17 protein-coding genes are annotated in these 14303 nt (G+C 68.8%); 8 read left to right on the top strand and 9 right to left on the bottom strand.

The annotated features are described in order from the left end of the window. Nucleotides 1–45: 45 nt before the first annotated feature. Nucleotides 46–726, top strand: a complete 681-nt coding sequence (locus ACFQU4_RS06875) for a M15 family metallopeptidase (RefSeq protein ID WP_377488555.1) — start codon at nucleotides 46–48, stop codon at nucleotides 724–726. On the opposite strand, the gene ACFQU4_RS06870 is transcribed toward ACFQU4_RS06875, so the two are convergent. Further along, a complete protein-coding gene (locus tag ACFQU4_RS06870) occupies nucleotides 723–1685 on the bottom strand; it encodes an endonuclease/exonuclease/phosphatase family protein (RefSeq protein WP_377488552.1) in 963 nt (320 codons plus the stop codon). The genes ACFQU4_RS06875 and ACFQU4_RS06870 overlap by 4 nt on opposite strands. A 218-nt stretch (nucleotides 1686–1903) precedes the next feature. Continuing rightward, complete coding sequence (locus tag ACFQU4_RS06865; RefSeq protein WP_377488549.1) at nucleotides 1904–3181, bottom strand: MFS transporter; 1278 nt, start codon at nucleotides 3179–3181, stop codon at nucleotides 1904–1906. A 91-nt stretch (nucleotides 3182–3272) separates the two neighbouring features. On the opposite strand from ACFQU4_RS06865, the gene ACFQU4_RS06860 reads away from it, so the two are divergent. Continuing rightward, a complete protein-coding gene (locus ACFQU4_RS06860) occupies nucleotides 3273–3773 on the top strand; it encodes an Lrp/AsnC family transcriptional regulator (protein WP_377488546.1) in 501 nt (166 codons plus the stop codon). 43 nt (nucleotides 3774–3816) lie between these two features. Here the strand turns inward: ACFQU4_RS06860 and ACFQU4_RS06855 are convergent, their stop codons facing one another. From ACFQU4_RS06855 to ACFQU4_RS06830, 6 genes are all read right to left on the bottom strand, one after another. Then, the gene (locus ACFQU4_RS06855) at nucleotides 3817–4092 is read right to left on the bottom strand and encodes a hypothetical protein (protein WP_377488543.1); all 276 of its coding nucleotides are present in this window, start codon (nucleotides 4090–4092) and stop codon (nucleotides 3817–3819) included. 103 nt (nucleotides 4093–4195) lie between these two features. Further along, a complete protein-coding gene (locus ACFQU4_RS06850; protein ID WP_377488540.1) occupies nucleotides 4196–4963 on the bottom strand; it encodes an alpha/beta fold hydrolase in 768 nt (255 codons plus the stop codon). 21 nt (nucleotides 4964–4984) lie between these two features. Next, nucleotides 4985–5371, bottom strand: a complete 387-nt coding sequence (locus tag ACFQU4_RS06845) for a dihydrofolate reductase family protein (RefSeq protein ID WP_377488537.1) — start codon at nucleotides 5369–5371, stop codon at nucleotides 4985–4987. Next, nucleotides 5368–5526, bottom strand: a complete 159-nt coding sequence (locus ACFQU4_RS06840) for a hypothetical protein (protein ID WP_377488534.1) — start codon at nucleotides 5524–5526, stop codon at nucleotides 5368–5370. Before ACFQU4_RS06840 ends, ACFQU4_RS06845 begins: the two co-directional genes overlap by 4 nt. 56 nt (nucleotides 5527–5582) lie before the next feature. Continuing rightward, on the bottom strand, nucleotides 5583–6272 hold the full coding sequence (locus ACFQU4_RS06835) for a helix-turn-helix domain-containing protein (RefSeq protein ID WP_377488531.1): 690 nt from the start codon (nucleotides 6270–6272) through the stop codon (nucleotides 5583–5585). Between the two features lie 9 nt (nucleotides 6273–6281). Then, nucleotides 6282–7151: a helix-turn-helix domain-containing protein gene (locus ACFQU4_RS06830; RefSeq protein ID WP_377488528.1), complete on the bottom strand. Its 870-nt coding sequence runs from the start codon at nucleotides 7149–7151 to the stop codon at nucleotides 6282–6284. 156 nt (nucleotides 7152–7307) lie between these two features. Here ACFQU4_RS06830 and ACFQU4_RS06825 point away from each other — a divergent pair, with 156 nt between their 5' ends. Then, the gene (locus ACFQU4_RS06825) at nucleotides 7308–8333 is read left to right on the top strand and encodes a zinc-dependent alcohol dehydrogenase family protein (RefSeq protein ID WP_377488525.1); all 1026 of its coding nucleotides are present in this window, start codon (nucleotides 7308–7310) and stop codon (nucleotides 8331–8333) included. Next, nucleotides 8330–9586 (top strand): multidrug effflux MFS transporter, encoded by a 1257-nt coding sequence (locus tag ACFQU4_RS06820; RefSeq protein WP_377488522.1) that lies wholly within the window; start codon nucleotides 8330–8332, stop codon nucleotides 9584–9586. Before ACFQU4_RS06825 ends, ACFQU4_RS06820 begins: the two co-directional genes overlap by 4 nt. A 9-nt stretch (nucleotides 9587–9595) precedes the next feature. Here the strand turns inward: ACFQU4_RS06820 and ACFQU4_RS06815 are convergent, their stop codons facing one another. Beyond that, on the bottom strand, nucleotides 9596–10351 hold the full coding sequence (locus tag ACFQU4_RS06815) for a phosphotransferase enzyme family protein (RefSeq protein ID WP_377488519.1): 756 nt from the start codon (nucleotides 10349–10351) through the stop codon (nucleotides 9596–9598). A gap of 184 nt (nucleotides 10352–10535) precedes the next feature. Here ACFQU4_RS06815 and ACFQU4_RS06810 point away from each other — a divergent pair, with 184 nt between their 5' ends. Genes ACFQU4_RS06810 through ACFQU4_RS06795 form a run of 4 tightly spaced genes read left to right on the top strand, consistent with a single transcriptional unit; the run spans nucleotide 10536 to nucleotide 14100 of the window. Continuing rightward, nucleotides 10536–11393, top strand: coding sequence for a GntR family transcriptional regulator (locus ACFQU4_RS06810; protein ID WP_377488516.1), 858 nt, complete (start codon nucleotides 10536–10538; stop codon nucleotides 11391–11393). Next, nucleotides 11390–12247: a class I SAM-dependent methyltransferase gene (locus ACFQU4_RS06805; protein ID WP_377488513.1), complete on the top strand. Its 858-nt coding sequence runs from the start codon at nucleotides 11390–11392 to the stop codon at nucleotides 12245–12247. Before ACFQU4_RS06810 ends, ACFQU4_RS06805 begins: the two co-directional genes overlap by 4 nt. Before the next feature lie 31 nt (nucleotides 12248–12278). Next, nucleotides 12279–13577: an MFS transporter gene (locus ACFQU4_RS06800; RefSeq protein WP_377488510.1), complete on the top strand. Its 1299-nt coding sequence runs from the start codon at nucleotides 12279–12281 to the stop codon at nucleotides 13575–13577. A gap of 58 nt (nucleotides 13578–13635) precedes the next feature. Then, nucleotides 13636–14100, top strand: coding sequence for a MarR family winged helix-turn-helix transcriptional regulator (locus tag ACFQU4_RS06795; RefSeq protein WP_377488507.1), 465 nt, complete (start codon nucleotides 13636–13638; stop codon nucleotides 14098–14100). Nucleotides 14101–14303: the final 203 nt, after the last annotated feature.

Genomic DNA, 14303 nt, shown 5'->3' with positions numbered 1-14303 from the left:
ATCCGCATACGGACCGGCAACAGCCGATTGCCTTGACTGGAGGGCATGCCCTCCAGCAGACCCGCACTCCGCCCGACCGCCCTCGTCGCCCTGGCCGTTGCCGGCGCGGCCCTCCTGGGCACGCTCGGCTGCCAGGCACCGCTGGCGCAGTCAGCACCGCCGATGGCGCCGGGCACCTCGGCGACCGCCGCACCCGAGGCCAAGCCGACGCCGAGGACTCCGCCCCGGGAAACCGCGAAGAATCAGCGCAAGCAGGCACAGGAGAAGCAGCGGCTCGGCGCAGGCGATGGGGCCGTGCCCGACGGTACGACGGTCTTCGACGACGAGGTGCCGGCCGTCGGCAAGCTCGACCCGGACCTGCTCGAGGCGCTGCGCGAGGCCGCCGGTGACGCCGAGGCGGACGGCGTCGAGTTCGTCGTCAACAGCGGCTGGCGGTCGGCGGCGTACCAGAAGAAGCTGCTCCGGGAGGCGGTCGACCAGTACGGCTCGGAGGCGGAGGCCCGGCGCTGGGTGGCCCCGCCGGAGAAGTCGCTGCACGTGTCGGGCGACGCTGTTGATCTTGGTCCGACGAAGACGACGAAGTGGCTGGCCGAGCACGGCGCCGACTACGGACTGTGCCAGATCTACGACAACGAGCCCTGGCACTACGAGCTGCGACCGGACGCCGACGACGACGGCTGCCCGAACCGGTACGCCGACCCGACGCAGGATCCTCGGCTGAGCTAGAGATCGAGGCTGACCCAGGCGGGATCATGATCAGTGCCGTCCCGACTCAGCTTCCGCCGCCTGCCGATGAACGCGCCGGTCAGCTTCGAGGCAAGGGCCGGGCTCAGCCAGATCTGGTCGATCAGGTCGAACGTGCGCGGCTTGCCGGATTCCTTGAACGTCGAGGTCCAGGCCGGACTGGCCGGCAGTTCCACGGTCGTCTTCACCGTCCCGATCTCGGTCGGTGACTGCAGGGCGTTGACCAGGCCGGCCGACACGATCGACTGCAAAGGAGCCGAGTCGGGGGTGTCGTTCATGTCGCCGCAGACCAGGTAACGCTGCCGGCTGTTCGTCCGGGCGGCCACGATCCGGGTGATCATCTCCGACTGCCGGGTCCGCAGCAGGTCGTTCCGCCGGTCCGCCGCCACCGGGTCGGGATCGGTGAAGGGTACGAACTTCGACTTCAGGTGGGTCCCGAACACGGTCAGCAGGCGGCGGCCGCGCGCATCAAGGATCTCCACCTCGATCAGGTCCCGGGAGAAGATCGGGCCGGACGGGTCGTCCGGGTGAAACGTCCGCTGCCAGCTGGTCACCCCGCCGAGCGGGCGCCGGGACAGGACGCCGACATCGATGAACCGGGCCGAGTCGTTCCCGTCGATCACCATCACATGCGGGTAGTCGCCGCCCAGGTGATCACGATTGAACTCCTTCAACGCGTCGGCGTGCTCGACCTCCTGCACGATCCAGACGTCGACATCGGCCGCCAGCAGGCGCTCCGCGACCCGGGCCGTGTCCTCCGGCTTCTTGGCCAAGATCAACTTCCCGCGCGAGTCCAACCGGAGCCTTCGCTCCGACTCGCTGGCGAACTCGTACGTCGCCGGAATCTTCTTGCTGCCCTGGGACAGCGCCTCGACCGCACCGTCGAAGTTCCAGCGGTCGAAGAGGTTGTTCAGATTGAACGTGCCCACCGTGACAGCCATCGCCGCCTCCCCCGTGCCCTGAAGTCCAGGCTACGCGGAGAACCGGGAGGCTGCTGGAGGATGCTCCAGCCGACCTGGGTGAATTTCCGCCGCGAGTACCCGGCAGAAATTCACCCACCGCGGCCGGGTGTCACGCGGTCTCGCCGGCACAGCGGACCGGCTGACAGCTCGGTCGTTCAGACCGCCGGTCTTGGTCCCGGTTCCGGGCCTCCCGTTGTTCACGGGCGATGCGGTGGGCCAGCCGTTCCCGCTCCCGGACCTGCAGCAGCTCGGCGTACTGCCGGGTCGGCAGGTCGGGACTCATCAGGTTCTCGAACATGATCATGCTCCTCGATCGTTGACTTCCAGAAGGTGTGCGAGGCGGTGATCAACACCGCCAGCAGGACGGCCGGCAGACCGGCGCCGAGCCAGGCCAGGGTCGGATAGCCGAACAGGTGCATCACGACGCCGGAGCCGGCACCGCCGAACGCGGCCGCAAGACCCATCCCGAGTTCGCCCAGGCCCTCCCGGCGGGGACGTTCCGCAGCCGGTACGCCGGCGGTGAGCAGGTCGCTCCCGGCCACGGTCGCGAGGTTCCAGCCGATCCCGAGGACGACCATCGCCCCGCCGAGCGGCAGCGGGTCGGCCCCGGCCAACGCCGCCCAGCCGCACGCCAGCACCAGCAGGATCAGTGCGACGAGCGCGGCCCGCCGCGGTCCCAGCCGTTCGGTGATCCGACCGCTGACGACCGCCGGCGCGAACATGCCGGCGATGTGCAGGCTCACCACGAGTCCGACGGCGACCAGGCCGGTGCCACCGTGGGTCAGGTGCAGCGGGGCCATCGTCATGACCGCGACCATCACCAGGTTGGCGACGCCCAGCACGACGACGGCGAGACCGACCGTGGACGGCAGCCGCCCGGCGGGTGTCGAGGGGAGGTCGACCGACCGGGTCGGCAGCCGTGGGGCGCGGCCCAGCATCGCCGCCGCGCCGACGAAGACCACGCCGGCCACGACATAGCCGCCGACCAGTCCCGAGGCTCCGATCAGACCGGCCACCGCAGCGCTGGGGGCGAGCAGATTGGGACCGATCACGGCGCCGACGGTGATCATCACCATCACCGAGGCGATCGACCGGGCCCGGGCGACGGTGGGCCGCAGGTCGGCGGCGGCGTACCGGGACAACATCACGGCCGCGTTCCCGGCTCCGATCAGCAGGCTTCCGGCCAGGACTCCCGGCAGGCCGCCGGCGACGACGATCGCGCAGCCGACCGCCGCGGCGACGCAACCCAGCCGAAGGGCCGGCAGACGGCCCCACCGCCGGGTGATCCAGGACAGCAGGACCGCCATCCCCGCGGCGCCCAGGGTCAGCATCGTGGCCGGAATGCCGGCGACGAGATCGGTCCCGCCCAGCTCCTGCGCCAGCAGGCCGCCGGCCGCCCCGGCGAGCGATTGGGCCAGGCCCCCGAGGGCGGCGAAGCCCCAGATCCGCCGCAGTCGGCCGTACGTCTCAGTCATGGGAACTACGCTAGAAAAGCCAAGCAGCAAAGAGAATGAGACGTTAACGGCGTACGGGACGATCGAGCTTCCGCATGAAAGGAAATTCGGGATGAAGACTTTCCAGTCGACCGAGATGGACGAGACGGACTGGCGGATCCTCGGCGAGCTGCAGGCGGACGGCCGCCTGTCGTACAAGGAACTCGGGCGGCGTGTGCACCTGTCCGCGCCGGCGATCGCCGAACGGGTCCGCCGCCTCGAGACGGCCGGTGTGATCGCCGGGTACGGAGCCAACGTGGACGCCGCCAAGGCGGGGCAACCGCTGCTCGCCTTCCTGCAGCTGCGTTGCCGGCCGGCGGACTGCCTGCTCCGGACGACGTCGGCGGAGGACTACCCGGAAGTCGTCGAGGTGCACAAGCTCTCGGGCGAGCACTGCACGATGTTGAAGGTGCGCGCGTCGTCCCTGGGCGACCTCGAGGGACTGATCGAGAAGCTGGGCGCGCATGGCGAGATGCGGACCCACATCGTGCTCTCCACCCAGTACGACGGCCGCCCCGTGGAGCGCCGGGAGGAAGAACGCCCGATCACCACCGCCGAGGGCTGGGCGCGCTGACGCTCACCGCCGGCGGTGCGGCGGCCAGGCTGGGCTCGCCGGCTCAGCCGGGATGTCCGGCCAGGTGCTGCAGCCGCTGCCGCGCCTCGCCGGCCAAGTCCTTGGCCGCGCCGGCGAACTCGTCGGCCTTCTCGTGCAGCAGTGTCTGAGCCTCCTCGGTCCGCCGCCGGCCCTCGGCCCCCAGCTCGTCCATCCGGGCCAGGAACTTCTGATAGCTCTCCTTGCCGCCGGACGACGTACCGAACCGCCAGGCGATCAGGCCCGCCACGACTGCCGACAGGCCTGCCGCCGCGATCATCGGCGCCCTGTGCTTGTTCATGACCATCGACCTCCACCGTCGACCTCGAACTGCGCCCGAGGTACGTACCCGGCGGGATCCCTCGCCAATCAACCCAGGGGTGCGCCGCACGGACCGGGTCTGGTCACCGCCCCAGGAACGCGGTCACCATCGGCAGCACGAAGTCGGGCCGGATCACCTGCATGTGCTTCGTGCCCGGCAGGATCGCCAGCTGCGCGTCCGGCACCAGCTGCTTCATCGCGACCGCGTGCTCAAGCCGGACGAAGTCGGTGTCGCCGATGATGATCAAGACCGGCATGGTCAGCCCGGCCAGCTGATCATGGGTCCACCCCTCGAAGTCGTGCACCGCCGCCTGGTACTTCTGCACGGACCCGAAGAAGCCCTCCGGATCCGGCGCCACCTCCAGGTAGGCGCTGATCATGGCCGCGCCCTCCTCCTCGGTCGGCATCCGCGGCGATTCCAGGTCCAGGTCGGTGATCTCGGCGTAGTAGCCCTCGCCGCGGGTCGGCCCGAAGTGTGACGCGGCCAGCACCAGCCGGCCGACCCGACCCGGAGCCAGGACGGCGACCTCGGTGGCGACCAGGCCGCCCAGGCTGTAGCCGAAGAAGTCGGCCTGCTCGATCCCGAGTTGATCAAGCAACGTGATCACGTCTTCGGCGGACTGCCGGAGGGAGAACGGCCGGTCGCCGTCGGCCGTGTGCCCGTGCCCCTGCAACTCGATCCCGATTACCTTCCGCTCGGCGGTCAGGTCGGGCAGTAACGCGTCGAAGCTCAGCCGGAAGGTGAGCGCGCCGCCGTGCAGCATGATCAACGGCGGGCCGGGCCGATCCTCGCCGAGGACCTCGTAGTAGAGGTCAATGCCGTTCACCGAGGCGTATTCGCCTTGAGTCATGGGGATTTCCTTCCGGTCCGGCTAGTGCCGAAGAGAGTAGGCCAGCACCACGGTGCCGTTGCCGAGGTCGGTCACGTTCGTCAGTTCCAGTGCCGTGGTCCGCAGTCCGGCCAGCAGCGACTCCCCCGACCCGGCGACGAACGGCGAGACACTGAGATGCAGTTCGTCCAGCAGGCCCGCCTCGACCAGGGCCCGACTGAACGGGCCGTTGCCGTACTTGATCAAGGTGCCGTCGCCGGCCTCCTTGAGCCGGTCGACGGCTTCGACCGGATCGCCGGCCAGCACCTCGGCGTTCCAACTGGTCTCGGTCAGCGTGGTCGAGGCAACGTGCTTGGGCAGCGCGTTGATCTTGTCGACGACCTCGCCGGTCAGGGTCGGCCAGGTCTGGGCGAAGCCCTCGTACGTCACCCGGCGAGCACCAGCCCGACCGCCGAGGAGAGCAGCCCGAGCTGATAGGCGAAGTGCTGGTCGTTGGGTACGACGTCCTGTTGGCCGGCCCACCAGGCGTCGCCGGACATCACGCCGTCGATCGAGAGGTGGTCGTATTCGATCAGTGTGCGCACGCGCGGAAGTCAATCACCCGGCCGCTCGGTTCGTCTTGTACGGAACCGAATCCGGGTCACAGCGCCAGGAAGGACGTGCCGGCCCGCAACTCGCTGGGCGTCTGACCGGTCGCCCACCGCATCGCCCGGGTGAGGTGCGGGTGATCGTAATAGCCGGCCGCATTGATCACCTCGGCGATCGGGCTGCCCGCCGTGAGGAGCTGCGCGGCGTAGCGGGCCTGCTCGATCCCGGCGAGCTTGCGGTGTGAGATCCCGGTGGCCCGGCGGAACCTGAGCTGCGCGGTCCGCTCCGACATGCCGCGCGGTCGTTCGCCGTGCCGGATCTCGTCGACGAACGGGTCGAAGATCAACAACCCGGCGTGGACCAGCCGGTTGACGAGGACGTCGACATTCTGTTCGGTCGGCATCTCCCATTCCTGGCCGTCCAGCAGGAAGCGACCGCTCGGCAAGGCCGGCAGCACCGCGTTCCTGAAGTCGGTCAGGCCGGCCGGCGGGTGCAGCGGCAGATAGGCACCGGGCCGCAGTTCGACACCGAAGAACTCCCAGTCCTCCGGGCAGGTCATCAACGTGCCCTGCGTCTCGGGCCCCTTCAGGTGCACGGTCACCCCGTCGCTGCCGCGGGCGAAGCAGATCGTGGAGTACGCCTTGGCCGCCGACGCGAACCCGGTCTCGACATCGCAGGTCGCCGACCACACCCGTTGCACGAGCGGGACCTGGCCGACGAGGTCGTTGTAGATCAGTCCCACCCGGGGAGTCTAGGCCGACGTCTGCGCCCGGTCAGCGTTCCAGGAGGCGAGCAGGCGGAGCCGTTCGGCCGACGGTGAGCCGGGTTCGGCGGTGTAGAGCAGCATGACGTGGCCGGGTTCGGCGGTGATGGCGAGCTCCTCGAACGCGAAGGTGAGCTCGCCGACGAGCGGATGATGGAACCGCTTGGTGCCCGTGCCGTGGGTACGGACGTCGTGGGAGCCCCAGAGCGCGCGGAACACCTCGCTCCGGGTGGACAGCTCGCCGACCAGATCCTGCAGGTCCTTGTCGTGCGGGTCCCGGCCGGCCTCGGCGCGCATGATCGTCACGCACATCTCGGCGAACAGCTCCCAGTCGGGATAGAAGTCACGAGACGCCGGGTCGAGGAACTGGAACCGGGCCAGATTGGGCGTTCGGCCACCGTCCCCGATCACCGGCGAATAGAAGGCCCGGCCGAGCTCGTTGGTGGCCAGCAGATCCTGGCGCGCGTTGCGGACGAACGCGACCCCGTCGGTGAAGGCGTTCAGAGCCCAGTGCAGGCTGGGCCGCGCCAGCTGGCTGCCGGTCGCCCGGCGCCGCGCGCGACCCGAGGCCGGGATGCCGTCGGCGGCGCGGGCCAGGTCGAGCAGGTGGGCACGTTCGGTGTCGTCGAGCTGGAGGGCCTGGGAGATCGCGTGCATCACGGAGGCTGAGGCGCCGCCGATCCCGCCGCGTTCGAGCTTGGCGTAGTACTCGACGCTGACCCCGGCGAGCATGGCGACCTCGGAGCGCCGCAGGCCCTTGACGCGCCGCTGGGTCCCGGCCGGCAGCCCGGCCTGCTCCGGGGTGACCTTTGCCCGGCGCGACATCAGGAACTCGCGGACCTCGGCTCGGTTGTCCATGGAATGGAGGCTAGTCCCGGCCGGGCGGATCAGAGATGCCCTGCGAGTACACCTCTCATCAGGGACTCCCGGAACGCGGCCGGAACGAGTTGTCTGGAGGTCGTGGCCGCCGCTGGTCACGAATCCCCTTTCTGATTCCCTCTGAGGAGTTCTGCCATGCGTGGTGTGGTCATGCACGCCCCCGGTGACGTCCGGGTCGAGGACGTCGCCGAACCGAAGATCATCAAGCCGACCGATGCGATCATCCGATTGTCGGCGACCTGCATCTGCGGGTCCGACCTGTGGCCGTACCGCGGTGCCGACGAGGTGAGCGAACCGCTGCAGATGGGCCACGAGTACGCCGGCATCGTCGAGGAGGTCGGCGACGACGTCCAGTTGATCAAGCCGGGCCAGTTCGTGATCGGGTCGTTCTTCGCCTCCGACAACACCTGCGAAATCTGCCGGGCCGGCTACCAGACCAGCTGCGTTCATCGCGAGGTCTTGGGAACCTCGGGAGCCGCACAGGCTCAGCGGATGCGGGTGCCCTTGGCCGACGGCACCCTGGTCGCAACCCCGGGAGTGCCGGACGATGATCTTGTCCCGAGCTTCCTGGCCGCCTCCGACGTTTTGGGTACGGGTTGGTTCGGCGCCGTGGCCGCCGAGGCCGGTCCGGGCAAGATCGTCGCGGTCGTCGGCGACGGCGCGGTCGGCCTGCTCGCGGTGCTGGCAGCCAAGGAGCTCGGCGCCGAACGGATCATCGCCATGTCGCGCCACGCCGACCGGCAGGCCCTGGCCCGCGAGTTCGGCGCGACCGACATCGTCGAGGAGCGCGGCGAGGCCGGCGTGGCCAAGATCAAGGAGCTGACCGGCGGACTCGGCGCGCACTCGGTGGTGGAGGCGGTCGGCACCCAGGAGTCCATGCTGCAAGCGATCGGCGCCACCCGGCCCGGTGGCCACGTCGGCTTCGTCGGCGTCCTGCACGATGTCGCGATCACCGGCGGGGACATCTTCATGACCCACGTCCACCTGCACGGTGGACCGGCGCCGGTACGGCGGTTCCTGCCGGAGTTGATCGACCTGATCTGGAACCGCAAGATCGATCCCGGCCGCGTTTTCGATCTTGAACTGCCGCTGGACCGGGCGGCCGACGGTTACCAGGCGATGGACCAGCGCCGCGCCATCAAGGTGCTGTTGCGGCCGTGACTGTACCCGGCACTGCGGTACGGGTGCGGCCGGCTCCGCGCGACCGGCGCGGCCGAGCGCCCCAGGCCCGGGCCCGGGCCCGGGTTACCGCAGCCCTGGTGGCGACCGTGGTGTTCCTGACCGCGATCGCCCCGCTGGCCACCGACCTGTACGTGCCGGCGTTCCCGGCGGTGGCCGGTGACCTGCTGGCGACCGCGACCCAGGTCCAGCTGACGCTGACCACGTTCTTCGTCGGGATGGCGCTCGGCCAACTGATCGGCGGTCCGGTCTCCGATCAGCACGGCCGGCGACTGCCCCTCCTCGCGGGCGTGGCCGTCATGACCCTCGCCTCGGTCCTCTGCGCGGTCGCGCCGTGGATCGGGCTGATGATGGTGGCCCGGTTCGTCCAGGGCTTCGCCGGCGGCTGGGCCATGGTGATCGGCCGCGCGGTGATCGTCGATTTCGCCACCGGCGCCCGGCTGGTCCGGGTGCTCAACCTGATCGCCGCCGTCGGCGGGATCGCCCCGATCGTCGGCCCGCTGGTCGGCGCGGTGATCTTGCAGCTGTCGCATTGGCGGATGTCCTTCTGGGTGGTCGCCGCGCTCGGCCTGGTCATGATCATCGCCGTGGCGGTCGCGGTGCCCGAGACGCTGCCCCGGCACCGCCGGCGGCCGGGCGGTCTGCGTGCCTTCGCCGCCGCCGGACGGACGGTGCTGCGCAACCGCCGGTACGTCGGCTACGTGCTCGTCAGCGGCTCGTCGATGGGCGCCGTGTTCGCCTACGTCGCCACGTCCGCCTTCGTGCTGCAGTCGATGAACGGCCTGACTCCGATCGCGTACTCGATCGACTTCGCCGCAAACGCCGGCGGCATGACGCTCGCAGCCCTCGTCGCCGCCAGGCTCGCCGGCCGGATCGCCACCCGGACGATCATCGCGACCGGCCAGTTCGCCGCCCTCGGCGCCGGCCTCGCCATGCTGGTCGGCGCGATCTGGTTCGACACTCCGCTGCCGCTCGCCCTCGTCGCGTTCTTCGTCCTGATGACCGGACAGGGCCTGATCGGACCGAACGGCGGCGCCTTGGCGTCGGCCGAGGTGCCCGAACATCCCGGCACCGGCTCGGCCGTCCTCGGCTTCGTCCAGTGGCTCGCCGCCGGCACCGTCGCACCGTTGGCCGGGCTGGGCGGTGAACACACCGCCGTCCCGATGGCGATCCTCATGATCGCCTGCCTCGCCGTCTCCCTGTTCGGCCTGCTCGTGCTCGCCCGCCGTACTTGATCATCTTGCTCAGACGGCGCGGACCTCGGCCAGCCGCCTGGCCCCGAACGGGTCCACCCCCGTGGGATCCCAGCACACGGCCGCCTCCCACGCCGCCCGTGCCTGCGCGGCGAGATCGTACGCCTCGGCATCGAGACCGGCCGCATTGTGCGGCAACGGAAGATCAAGATCGGCGACATCGACGTGCGCCTCGTCCCAGTCGATCATGGTCACGCGATCCGCAGTCATCCGAACGTTGCCCGGGTTGGGATCGCCGTGAACGACTGACGTGGCCCGACCGGCGACCCGCGCCCACGCCGCCCGGCATCGAGCGACGCCCTCGGACGGCATCGCCCCAAGGTCGACCCTCGTCCCGGTCTCGGCCTGCAGCAGATCGGTCGACGACCGCCAGCCCGGCCGCTGCGGCCAGCCCTCCGTCAGCCGATGCAGCTGCTGGAGCGTCTCGGCAACCCGCTGCCAATCGGCCGCAGTCTCCGGCGGCCCACCCTCCACGTGAGTCATCACCACCAGACCGTCGGCGAAGTACCGGCCGTCCGTGGTCGGGATCGGGACCGGCACCGACATCCCCTCACGGTCGAGGTGACGCAGCAGCTCGGTCTCCCACTCAAGATCAGCATCACTCCGCCGACCCAGGCGACCGACGGCGAGACGCCCGTTCACCCGTACGCTCCAGACCTCGTTGACCCCGACTCCGCCGGTCAACCGTTCGATCCGACGGGCCTCGTCACCCCATTGCTTCAGCGCCGCCCATCCCACCGGCGACATCCTCGCAGAGGCCCCGGCAGCGCTCAACGAGGTTCGCCAGCCGCCCAGCAGACCCCAAGGCAGGCCCCTCCCGCCGTCGCAGCCAGCCCGACGCGGCCGATCGTGCCCCTCCCCGAGTTGGTTGCCCTCTCCGACGACAGGGCTTACGCTTTGGCTAGGTTGACTAGTCAAATTGGGAGTCCGTGTGTCCGTTCTTGATCGTCTCTTCGATTTCGACCCCGACGATCCCCGTACGCCTTCGCAGCAGATCGCGAATGCCCTGAGGGCCGCGATCCTGGCTGGGCGGCTGGAGTCCGGGGAGCGACTGCCGACCCAGCAGCAGCTGGCCGCGCGGTACGGCGTGGCACGCGAGACGGTGAAGTCGGCGCTGCGGATTCTGGATCGGGAGGGCCTGATCGTCAGCCGGCAAGGCAGCGGATCCTTCGTCCGGACCCGCCAATCGGTGCCGACCGACATCCGTGGATACCTGCGTACGGCGTTCGACCGCCCGGAGGTGTCGATCGATTACGCCGGCTGGCGCGGTGAGACGTTGAGCCACACCCTGCCGGGCGCGCTCGACGTTGTCCGATCTGGCCGGGCCCCGGTGCAGGCCCTTCGGATTCGGCTGCTCCTCACCGAACCGACGGCAGAGGTTGCGCTGCCGCAGCCCATCGACGGCGCACAAGACGCAACGGGCCTGCACAAGAACCTTGCGCCACTCACCGAGCGCGCTGTGGCCAAGATCAAGTCCTCGGTCGAGGAACTGACTCGCACGGGCCAGATCCACGCTGCCACGGTCGCCGTTCGAGTCCACCGGATGGCTCCGGTGATCAAGATGTACACACTGAATCGCGAACGCACCTTGATCGGGTTCTACCCGATCACCGTCCACTCGGTCGCCCTGCACGGCCAGGATCTCGCCCTCTACCACCCGTCGGGCTGGGACAGCGCCACGTTCGACAGGCCTTCGGGCGACGACGGAGGCGCACCATCCTTCGCCCACCAAGCACAGCAGTGGTTCGAAACCGTCTGGTCGACGATCGCCACCGACTACCCAGCTTGATCAACTTTCACCCCGTCCAGCCTGCAAGGAGAGACCCTTCGGTGAGAAGCCCAGATCCGAGCCTGCGCGAAACCTTCGACCAAGCCGCTGACTTCTACCTCGCAGCACGCCCGACCTATCCGGACGAGCTGTTCGACGATCTCATCGAACTGTGCGGACTCGGTGATCAACACCGCCTGGTGGAGATCGGGGCCGGTCCCGGAACGGCAACCTTGCCGCTCGCCCAGCGAGGGCACAAGATCACGGCGCTGGAGCCTGGAGCCGCGCTCGCAGCTCGTGCGCAGCAAACACTGAGCCGCCATCCGCGGGTGGAGGTGATCAACACCAACTTCGAGAACTGGCATCCGCCCAAGGACGACCGGCCCGATGTGATCTACGCGGCCAATGCCTGGCACTGGGTCGACCCGGCCATGAAATGGGCCAAGACCGCGGACCTCCTTGCGCCGACCGGACAGCTCGCCGTCTTCGACGCCGGCCACGCATTCCCCGCCGACTTCGACCCCTTCTTCGCCGAGATCCAGAGCACCTACGCCCAACTCGGCCGACGCATGGCGATGTGGCCACCCACACCACCCGAAGAGTTGCCGGACCCAACTCCCGACTTCGAGGCGACGGGTCAGTTCAGTGTTGATGCTGTCCGTCGATACGTCTGGGCCACTGAGTACGACGCCGAGCGCTACATCAACCTGCTCAGAACCTTCTCCGACCACATCGCCATGACCCAGGACGAACAGACCCACCTCTTCACCGCTGTCCGCCGGTTGGTAGCGAACCGACCACGAGGACTGATCACGCGTCATTGGATCTCCACCCTCGTGATCGCACACCCGCGTTCACCCGATCCGCGACCATGATCAACATCCTCGCAGCCGGCCGGAGAATCGCATGAGCGAGCCGATAGCCCAGCAGCCACCTACCGAACCGCGGAGCGCCTGGCGGAACTCCGATTTCGTCAAGGTGTGGGGTGCTCAGGCCTCCGGCCTGGTCGGCCAGCAGTTCAGCGTCCTCGCCATGCCCCTGGTCGCCATTCTCACGCTCGACGCCTCTCCGGCCACGGTGGCACTGATGGTCGCCTCGTTCAACGTTCCGTGGGTACTGGTCGGATTGTTCGTCGGGGTGGCGGTCGACAGATGGCCACGGCGCTCGGTGTTGATCTTCACCGACCTCGCCCGGGCCCTGATGCTGTTGTCGATCCCCGTCTGTGCCTGGCTCGGTGTCCTGTCGATTCCTCAGCTGTTCGCCCTCGGGTTCATCATCGGAACCCTCGACGTCTTCTGGCTCACGGCGTTCCGGTCCTACGTACCTGCCGTGGTCGAGACGAGGCATCTGAGCCAGGCCTACTCCCTGATCGGCGCCAGCGACTCCGTCACCCGTACCGCAGCACCGTCTCTTGCCGGCGGCGCGGTCCAGCTGATCGGAGCACCACTCGGACTGGCCGTCACCTCCCTGGCGTACCTCGGTAGCGCGATCCTCAACGCCACGATCCGGCGTCGCGAACCACCACGGCAGCACGAAGATCATGAGCCGGTGCTCAAGGCCTTCCTCGACGGTCTGCGCTACACCGCCCGGCACAAGCTGGTGCTCGCGATGGCTTGCTCCAACGCCACCTACACCTTCTTCTGGGCGCTACTCGAGAGCGTCCTCCTGGTCTTTCTCGCCCGCCAGCTCGGGCTGCCTCCCGCGACGATCGGCCTGATCTTCACCATCGGAACGCTGGGCGGTCTGCTCGGAGCCGCCACCGCACGAGGCATCGGCCGGCGGTTCGGGATCGGGCGATCGCTGCTGATCGGGTCGACCCTGCGCAGCATCGGCATTGCCGGCACTGCAGCCATCGGTTTCCTCGCCGCCGATCCAGGACTGGGTGCGATCATCGGGCTGATGGCTGCCCGGGCCGTCAACAGCTTCGGCTGGACACTCTGGGAAATCCATCACGAGACCACTCAGCAACGACTCATCACCGACGAGGTGCGCGGTCGCGTCTCTGGCAGCGTCCTGTTCCTCTCCGGCACCATGCTCGCGCTCGGATCGGCGACCGGAGCCCTCGTCGTCAGCCAGCTCGGACTCGTGCCGACCCTGCTCGTCGGCGGAATCGGAACCTTGCTCGCCATCGCATGGATCGCCAGGCCCCGGTTCGCCAGGGCGACGGACCAAGCCGTCGAGGACGCGCTCTCACGTACGCCCTGACGATCAAATTGATTGACCTAGTAAATCATCCACTGGATAAGGTAGTTGCGTGACGGACATGAGGGAGACGCTCAGCTATCGGCTCGCGCGGGTCGGCCGTGCCGCGAGCAACGCGTACGCGGCACGCCTCCAGCGCCTGGGCCTGCGCCCCCTGCATGTCCGTCTTCTGACCGCGATCGCGTCCGCAGACCGAGCGCCCCAGAACGAGCACGCCGCAGAGCTGGGCGTCACGTCCGGATTCGTGGTGAGACTGGCCGATGATCTTGAACGACTGGGCGCCATCACGCGGCAGCGGGACGCCCAGGACCGCCGACGGCAGTACCTCGTCCTCCTACCGGCCGGCAAGTCACTGCTGCAGGAGGCCACTCAGGTCCTGACCGAACTCGACCAGGAGTTGGCCCGTGACCTGTCCAAGACCGCACTCGCACGGTTAACGGCGTCGCTCGACGTCGTCACGGCCACCGTCACGTCGGAGGAGTACGCCGTCGCCGCCGACCCTCTCGCATCCGCGTCGAATCCCTGATTTGGGCGCAAGGCTTGCGGCCGTAGTAGGCCATTGGCCGCTGCCACAACCCACTCGATCTAGACGCGTCCCTCCGAGTGATGACAGAAGTCACTACGAGGCGCCCGGCCAGCCGGGCAGTGTCAGTGCGGAGTCAGCCCATCGATCTACCCTCCGAGTATCCGGCTCGGAAGGAAAATGATCATGAACCTCGGAGTACGGGT

The organism is Microlunatus sp. GCM10028923, assembly GCF_042666975.1.
In the GTDB taxonomy this organism is placed as follows: Bacteria; Actinomycetota; Actinomycetes; order Propionibacteriales; family Propionibacteriaceae; genus Microlunatus.
Note: the sequence above shows the minus strand (reverse complement) of the source record. Positions and strands in the feature narration are given on the sequence as shown.